The organism is Brasilonema bromeliae SPC951 (assembly GCF_012912135.1).
GTDB lineage: Bacteria > Cyanobacteriota > Cyanobacteriia > Cyanobacteriales > Nostocaceae > Brasilonema > Brasilonema bromeliae.
Map to the genome: position 1 here is coordinate 21,811 of NZ_QMEB01000015.1, position 7,950 is coordinate 29,760.

Consider the following 7,950-nt stretch of genomic DNA (forward strand, 5'->3'; position numbering starts at 1 on the left):
GAAGCTCTATTTCATGACTAGCAATATAGTATTTCTATATCAGACATGTTCCAAAGGTCTGACTTTTGAGGCTTGATTGACTAATTCAATGGAATAACCATTGGAAAAAGCAGATGAAAAATCTTCTAGGTGGGAAACTAAAATGATGCGTGCTAGTCGATGTTGTAATTCGTTAAGTTCTTGAATCATATCATCACGCCCGTTTTTGTCCAAACTACCAAAGCCTTCATCAATGATGACTGATTCTATGTGACGTGCGCCTTGTCCTGCATATTGACCGATCGCCAATGCTAAACTAACGGCAACTCTAAATCGCTGACTACCACTAATTTGAGCGATTGGTGTGGGATACGGTCCAATTTCTTCGTTATATGCCACTAAATCAAGGGCTTTGCTAGACTCTCCGGTGGATTCTTCTGCTTCTCCACGTAATTCCAATCGCATTTTTCCGCGTGATAAACCATCTAGAATTTCATTGGCAAGCTGCACAATAGCTTGTTCTGCACGACGTAATAAATGCAATTGCAGACCTTGTTTCCCATTACCTAGCAAATCGCAAAGTATTTTGTATAAGCTTTGGTTGCGTTCTGCGTCAAGCTTTTGTTTTTCAAGTTGCTGGTACAGACTGCGTTTACTAATCAGTTCATTAAAACTATTTTGAGCATTCTGTCGGTTTCTATCAAAAGTGTCTCGCTCGGATTTAGCAGTTACAAGTTCTTGCTCAACTTCCTGAGAAGCGCGTTTTGCCTCGTTAGGCAACTGTTCAATCTGGTTACGGAAATTGCTAATTTGTTGCTGGAGAAAGGCTACCTGTTCACTAGCAATATTTAATTGATTTGATAAAGTCTCATACTCCGCTAGCACTTTTCTTTCACTATCCATCTCTTCTATTTTTTCTTCATCAATTTTTATTAATGATTCTTGCCACTGTGATGGTAAGCTTTCTACATCCGCTTTTAAGCGACGTTGAATTTCAGTTTGAGAACCTCTTTTATCACTTAAATCGATTTCATACTTTTGTATTTTATTTGACAATGTATTCACATCTTTCTCGATTTCTTTAACTTGATTAAGTGTCAGTGTTTGTTCTTCTTTGAGTGTTTTAAGTGTTAATTGCAGCTCCTTTTGTGATTGTTGTAATGTACTTTTTTCGTTACGTGCTTCTTGAGCCTCAGATAGTGGCAAATTTTTCTCAATTTCCGCAAACTGGTGACTGTAAGTTTGATGTTGGGTATTGAAGCTTTGCCACTCAGAGAATTGATGGCGTAGCTTGTTTAAGTTTTGAGTATGAGTTTGTCGATTATCTAGCAGTTGATTTAGCTCTTCCAAATCTTCTTCTGTTGGGTAACTTGTATCAAGCCAGCCTAAATCATCGTCTATGGCATATGGAGAAACATTTACCTGATAACCTTCTGGCAAGTTGCTAAATGCAGTATTAATTTGCTTAGTATACTGTTTAGCATCTCGTTGTGCTTGATTTAGTTGAATTTTATTTTCGTTATGATTATTGCTGTTCACTGTAATTTCCTTGTTTAAGTTCTCTAATTCTGCTGAGAAAGAATTAAGGTTATCCTGTGCTTTTTTGTGTTCATTCTTAAGTCTAGTTAAATTAGTTTCAGCATCTGTTATCTGAGAATATAAACGTGATTTTTCCGCTTGAGCATGTTCGGGTGTAATCTCTTGTCCACATAATTCACATATGGGTTGATGAGATGCTTTTTCAAAATTATCGCGTTTATTACAAACAGATTCATACTCGGTTTGAAAACGAGTTATATTATGAGATAATTTGTTTTCGGCTTCACTAGCATTGGCAAAATCAGTATTTAATTTTGCTTGTTGAGTTTGATATTCTTCTAATTGAGTTTGCAAAGACTCTAAATTTTTACTAGCTTCTTCTTTTCGGTGTACAGTGTCTAATAATTTACTACGTTCCTGAGCTAGTTGTTTTAACCAAGGTAATGTTTTTACAATCTCATCCAACCGTTTTTCTTCTGATTCTGCTTTTTGTAATAATTCTTCTAAATCAGAAGGAAAATCTGCAAGAGTCTGCTTTAACTGTTGTATTTTTTCTTTAATCGACTCTAATTGTGATAGTTTTTCAACTAAAGGTGCTAATTCAAGTAGCCGAACGTCGATATTATTACTATCTTTTTGTTTATTTTCTATTTTCTGGTTAGTTGCTTCTATTTGCTGACTTAATTCATCTTTTTCGGCAGATATTAGTTTTAAATCATCCTTTACTTGTTGGTAGTTCTGGATAATTTTTTCAATCTCGTTATCGTTGTCAATAATACGTTGACGTTGCTCAATAATAGAACTGAGTAAAGGTAACACAGTATCTAGCTCTTTGTAGCGAGTAAAATTTTGTTCTATCTCGTCAGTGCGAGCTATCAATGCTTGCCATTTTTGTACATCCTTTTGCTGCTCTATAAATTGAGAATTTAATTGTTGGAATTGTTTAGATAGTTCGACTAAAGTTACTAAATTATCTACTTTATCTCGCGATTTATTCAAATTATCATTGGTCAGATTTAGCACTTCTTGAGCCGCATTAAATTCTGCGTCACTAACTGTTTCTGATGCTTCTAATTGTAGTTTAAAATTTTTAAACTGCGCTTCACATTCTTTACGGCGAGCATCTGTAAGTTGATGTAACTTGTCATATGCAGTCAAATCTATCAATTGTTTCAGAATTTTGTAACGTTCCGATGGTACAGCTTCTATTAATTTGTCACTTTTACCTTGAATGAGAAGTATGCATGATGTGAAAGCTTCATCATCCAAACTAATCTTACGTTTTACCCAGTCTTTAAAACCAGCATCGCTATCTGTATTTGCTTCTGGCTCGATCCTCAGTTTTCCTTTTGATGAAGAATCAATACGAAAAACTTCTCTTGTCGCTTTTCCACGCTTGCGTACTGTTCTACGAATACGATAGGCTTCTCCATCTACAAGAAAATCAAATTCAACAGTTAATGCATCAGCTTTATGATTAATTAAGTCTTTTTGAGTTTTTGCACCTCCTCCGCGATGGCTTCCGTATAAAGCAAAGCGAATCGCATCAAAAATAGTCGATTTACCAGCACCATTTTCTCCAGATAAAACCCACAAAGGTGCGCCATCAAAGAGTAACTCTTGTCCTTCACGATAGCTCATAAAATTTTCAACATACACCCGTACAGGAATCATATTTCTACCTCTGAATTATTTACAAATTTCTCGTCAGCTAATAATTTTTCTGCCAATGCCAACACAGCATCCTTGTCTTGATGTCCTGCTAATTGTTGTTGCAGGTATCCGCGTACGGTTGTTGCTACATCTTGCGTATCGGCAGCTAAAGTAGAGCTTTTAAGGGATATTGATGACCCGTCAGTCATTATTTCCCGGTCGTACCAACGGGGGAAGATTTTATCCAGTTCGCGGCAAATAGCATCGCGGTTATGTTCTCCTGGTTTGTAAGTTAGTTTGTAGGAAACTAAGGCTCTATCTAATTCCGAATATTTATCTTTCAGGCTGGCGATTTCTTCAGGATTGTTTATTTCTACGCGATATATAGGTGTGGCATTGAGTGGTAAACATTCTGGTTCTTTAGTCCGACCTTTAGCACCAATTTCAACTAAAACAACACTTTTTTCATCGTCTTTTTCACCGTAGTCGAGACACTCAATGCTACCAGAATAACGCACATGGGTTGTACCCGCTAAAGCTTGTGCTTTGTGAATATGACCGTAGGCAGCATAAGCCCAATTAGTAGGGATATCTCCTGCATCGAAAACGACATCTTCGCGTTCGCTAATGCGATAAAGATTATGTAGTTGACTACCCCGAATGTGTGCATGACCAACAATTACGCTTGGTAACTCTGGCTTGATAAATTTATTTTTTACACTATCAATTTTCTGAAGCATGGCTTGATGAAGTAAACTATTTTTCTCGTCCATGCTGCTGTATCGCGTTTTTTCATCTTTTAGATAACGGGACGAAGTTGGATAAGGCATCAAAACAAATTGGACTGGCTGACCAGCTTTATCTTTTAGTAATAAATAAGTTGGTTGTGCTGCCAAATAAAGCCTTCCACTTGGTTTTGCACCTGGTTTCTTTGGGTCAATTGGGTCGGCAAGGTCAAGAGCAAAGCGCATTAAATTAAAGAAGGCTTCGTTATCGTGATTGCCACTAATGGTGACAATTGTGCCACCCCCTAAGAGAAAAGGCTGAAAAACATCCCTCATTTCCCCAACGGCTGATTTTAGTTCGTCAAGTCGGTTGTACTGGCTAAATAAATCACCAGCAACAACCATTACATCTACCTTATGTTCGTCTAAGTAATTGGCAATTTCCTCCAAGCGTTTTACAATGTCGCCTTGCCGGGGTATTCGCCCCAATTTGTCGTTTAAATGCCAGTCAGATGTGTGTAAAATTCGCATCTTATCTCCTTCTTAGTAAGTAGCAATATCATCGTCGTCGTCTTCTTCTACGGTTGTTGCGTTAACATCAATAACGGGATTACCTGTTGCTTCTCTAGGATTCATCGCCCAAGGAGGAAGCGGTACTCGAACGTGCATTGGTTCGTTATCCTGAATCACCATTTTTTCGCTGACTGTTAATTCTGCGGCTTTGCGTTGGTTGCTTTTACTCAAGAAACGCCAGATAGATTGGGAAAGTTCGAGACTTCCACTACGACCAATGACGCGGATACTTGCGTTCTCAATTACTTTTTCGGAAACTTTTGAGGCTTGTTGTTGAGCGCCGAGTAAAATGATTCCTTGCGATCGCATTTCAGCAGCGACGGTTTCTATTAGTTGCGTGATGGGATCTTTGGAACCACGGGGAGCAAAACGGTTAAGTTCATCCAAAGCAATTAGGTAAACTAAGCCTTCAGCGCGATTGGTTCCGGTACGTTCGTTGACTAATTGTTGGAGAATTGTGGCGACAACAAACCGTTGCAAAGATGGGACTCGCGTTAAAGCATTTAAATCAACAACTATCGGGTCTGTTGTTTGTCTTATTCCTAAATTAAGAGGATTACCGTTTTGGTCATAACGTCGAAGTACCCCATTACCTTCATGTACCAACAATAGAAGCTTACGACGTAATTTGCTCCAAGTGGCTCTGTGATGATCAGGGGATAATTGACTACGATTGTCTAGATCTGAGATCCAATCTAAAAGTAGTTGGAAAGTACGAGGTACATTATTTCGTAAACTGCGGGTGACAGTACCATCGTTTGCGACTCTTTCATCTGTCAGGTAAGCTTCTAAATCCAGGACTAAAGCTCTAAAGTTGTCGTTAACGGAATCATCATCAGCAAATAAATAAGTAAATAAGCCTTTTTCAATAATATTGCCAAGACTCCAACTATAAGCCTGCACTGTACTCCGACATCCTGTAGAAACTGCTGTAATTCCACCAGGAATTTGTGGTGCGAAAAAGGTAACCTTTTCAAAAGGTCTTGGTTCCTCAACACCCAATCTTTGCCAGTCCGCCAAATGTTCTTCAGGTCTATACCTATTACTCCAGCGATTAATGTGGAATAAATCGTAGCCTTTAACGTTGAGAATTATAGGGACAACCATCAGGGGATTTGGGTCTGATGGATATTCCTCAGCACGCTGGCGTGCTTCCCGCAATAATTGGTAAATAACAAATAGCAAAAAACTAGATTTTGTTCCTCGACCAGCGACACCGTTAACGTTCATGTGTCCGCCATTAATACCTAGTAAATAATCTAGGTCTATCATCCCTGGTCCGGCGATCGCGCTTCCACCATTTTTAATCAAACCAATCGCTAAGGGATTATCAATTTCATCTGCTCTGTAAGCACGTCGAGCATCATTTTCATCTCCTAAGAAAACGGAACTTTGTTCTAAAGGTGGAGCTAAAACAGGGGGTTCTGTACGTAAAATTGTAGCAGTAGCAAAAGTAACGCCTTCTCCACGAAATTCCGGTTGGTAATTGACATCGCCATCAAAAGCATCAAATTCTTCGCCAATATCTTTTTTGCGGCTTTGTCGGTAGACCTCTTCTACAATTGCGTAGAAATTAATTGTGTCGCCACCAACACGACTTTCAGTACGAATAATTTGGGTTTTTTCAACCAGTTCGTCTCGTCGCACCCAAAAATGAAACTCTTCTGAGGTAGATTCTTTCTGCGGTGGCGATGCGACTTTACCGATAATTCTGACACCAGGGGTACTAGCCGATGCATTTGTATCTTCTGTGCTATCTGCTTCATCGGCGTTCGGTGTACCCGCATGGGAGCCATTCCCGTTAACATCGAATTCCGGAATTAATACTTCATCACTCATATTTTTAGTTTAATTTTATACCTTATAACTGGGTTAAACGGTAAAAACGATTGGATAGGATACTTAATGGTTGGAAAAGCGAACCTAAACTTTCTTCAGCTCGAACAATCGGGTGTAGAGAAATGGCAGCGCGTCCATAACTGCGCTCTCGACAACGGTACTCATATATAGTTCGGGATAACTTATCCACAAAGTCCCAATTGCGCTTGTAATACTTCTCAAACCAGCTTTTTGATGCTTCCACGCGCACTATTCCCGTACTGGGAGTTCCACCACCCCCTCCAGAAAGACGCACAAACCAAGAAACAACGGGTAGCCATCCCCTAGAGATGGTAAACACTGGTGTACGTTGACCAGCTTCCAGTCCATATAGAACTTGTATTCCTTTGATATGTAAATAGTTTTGGCGCTGGGTTTTAATCACACCAAAAACTGGTGATTCGTCGATATCGAAACCTCCCATCCGTGGTTGCAATCGTCCATCTATTACCGTTGGTTCGCCACCACAGTGGGAAATTGCTGATTCCTCCAATACTTCCATTTCCGTATTAGAACGGTTTTGAGTTCGTTTTCGCATGGTTTCAAAATCGTAGGAGGATATCCCACCAGGAGGGCGAACTGGTAGCAAACGAAATCCATTGTTCTGTAAAGCAGCAGCAAAACTTTCTACTTCTGTCCAAGGGAAAAGGTCTACCGCCATCGATACCACACGCTCAACAACCTCAAAGGAGCGCCGACATTCTCCGTTTTCTACCCGCATGGTAATACTGCCAATTTGGGAAAGGCGGATAGGAACTAACTGACCGCTAGGAGAACGCACTGAAGCGACTGTTTCCCCTACATCTTTACCATCTATAAAGTGAGTTGGTCGTTCATGCCAGTTACTAGGTCGCCAGTTAGGTGAGGTGCTTAAATTGATAGGTTCCCAATCAATGGCACGGTGTTTTACTTCATAATCTAAATCAACTTTTTCTGGGGTTTGGTTTAAGTCTTCGTCGGTTTCTTCTTCTAAGAAAGGAAACTGTGCATCATATTGTTCGACGCGACAACCACCGTAGTTTTTAATAAAATCTAATCCCATTTTTATAGATATACTCCTCCTATGTATTAGTTGTTTTTTTAATTTTTTATTTATTTCAGAGTTTTTCTGGTAATTGCAAATCTTTTAACCGTCGTTTCATCGCTTCCTGACTGACTAAAAACTCCGTTGCTAATCGTTTTGCTAAAACATCTCTTTTTGTAGCAAATCGACCGCGATAACGCTTGGATAAAGCGAAACAAGCCGATGCTGGCATTAAAAGTTCAGCCGCAAATTGATCGGCTTCTGCCTCCATTTGCTTCTCGTCTATGCCTAGAGAATCAATGACTGCTTGTATGCCATTTGTAAAGGTAAATTGCGCCATAGATTTATCGTTATCTTTTTTACTTTCATCATCATCTTCACTTCTCTTTTTTACGTATAAACCTTCTGTTAAAATCAAAGGTTCTTTCAAACTATTTTCTTGATGAGTTTGAAGTAAAGGAAGAAAATGTAACAAGTAATGTCCTAATTCGTGGGCGGCTGAAAATCGTCGGCGTGATACTGGGGCTAAATGGGGCTTTTGTTCCACTAAAATACAGCCGTAAAAAAAACTTTTATATT

5 protein-coding genes are annotated in these 7,950 nt (G+C 39.3%); all 5 read right to left on the bottom strand.

Annotated features, from left to right (window positions below; all coding sequences use genetic code 11):
• Positions 1 to 39: 39 nt before the first annotated feature.
• Positions 40 to 3,192 carry an AAA family ATPase gene (locus tag DP116_RS03555; protein ID WP_169153855.1) on the bottom strand — a complete coding sequence of 1,051 codons (3,153 nt, stop codon included), beginning with the start codon at positions 3,190 to 3,192 and terminating at the stop codon, positions 40 to 42.
• Positions 3,189 to 4,427: a metallophosphoesterase family protein gene (locus tag DP116_RS03560; protein ID WP_169153856.1), complete on the bottom strand. Its 1,239-nt coding sequence runs from the start codon at positions 4,425 to 4,427 to the stop codon at positions 3,189 to 3,191. Before DP116_RS03560 ends, DP116_RS03555 begins: the two co-directional genes overlap by 4 nt.
• Positions 4,428 to 4,439: 12 nt before the next feature.
• On the bottom strand, positions 4,440 to 6,308 hold the full coding sequence (locus DP116_RS03565; protein WP_169153857.1) for an ATP-binding protein: 1,869 nt from the start codon (positions 6,306 to 6,308) through the stop codon (positions 4,440 to 4,442).
• 22 nt (positions 6,309 to 6,330) lie between these two features.
• Complete coding sequence (locus tag DP116_RS03570; RefSeq protein ID WP_169153858.1) at positions 6,331 to 7,389, bottom strand: hypothetical protein; 1,059 nt, start codon at positions 7,387 to 7,389, stop codon at positions 6,331 to 6,333.
• 55 nt (positions 7,390 to 7,444) lie between these two features.
• On the bottom strand, positions 7,445 to 7,950 hold a 506-nt coding region (locus tag DP116_RS03575; protein WP_246275463.1), incomplete at its 5' end, for an ImmA/IrrE family metallo-endopeptidase.

What these genes read in the sequence shown, in the direction of transcription:
- DP116_RS03555 (WP_169153855.1), bottom strand. Translation starts at nt 3,192, where the DNA reads ATGATTCCTGTACGGGTGTATGTTGAAAATTTTATGAGCTATCGTGAA.
- DP116_RS03560 (WP_169153856.1), bottom strand. Translation starts at nt 4,427, where the DNA reads ATGCGAATTTTACACACATCTGACTGGCATTTAAACGACAAATTGGGG.
- DP116_RS03565 (WP_169153857.1), bottom strand. Translation starts at nt 6,308, where the DNA reads ATGAGTGATGAAGTATTAATTCCGGAATTCGATGTTAACGGGAATGGC.
- DP116_RS03570 (WP_169153858.1), bottom strand. Translation starts at nt 7,389, where the DNA reads ATGGGATTAGATTTTATTAAAAACTACGGTGGTTGTCGCGTCGAACAA.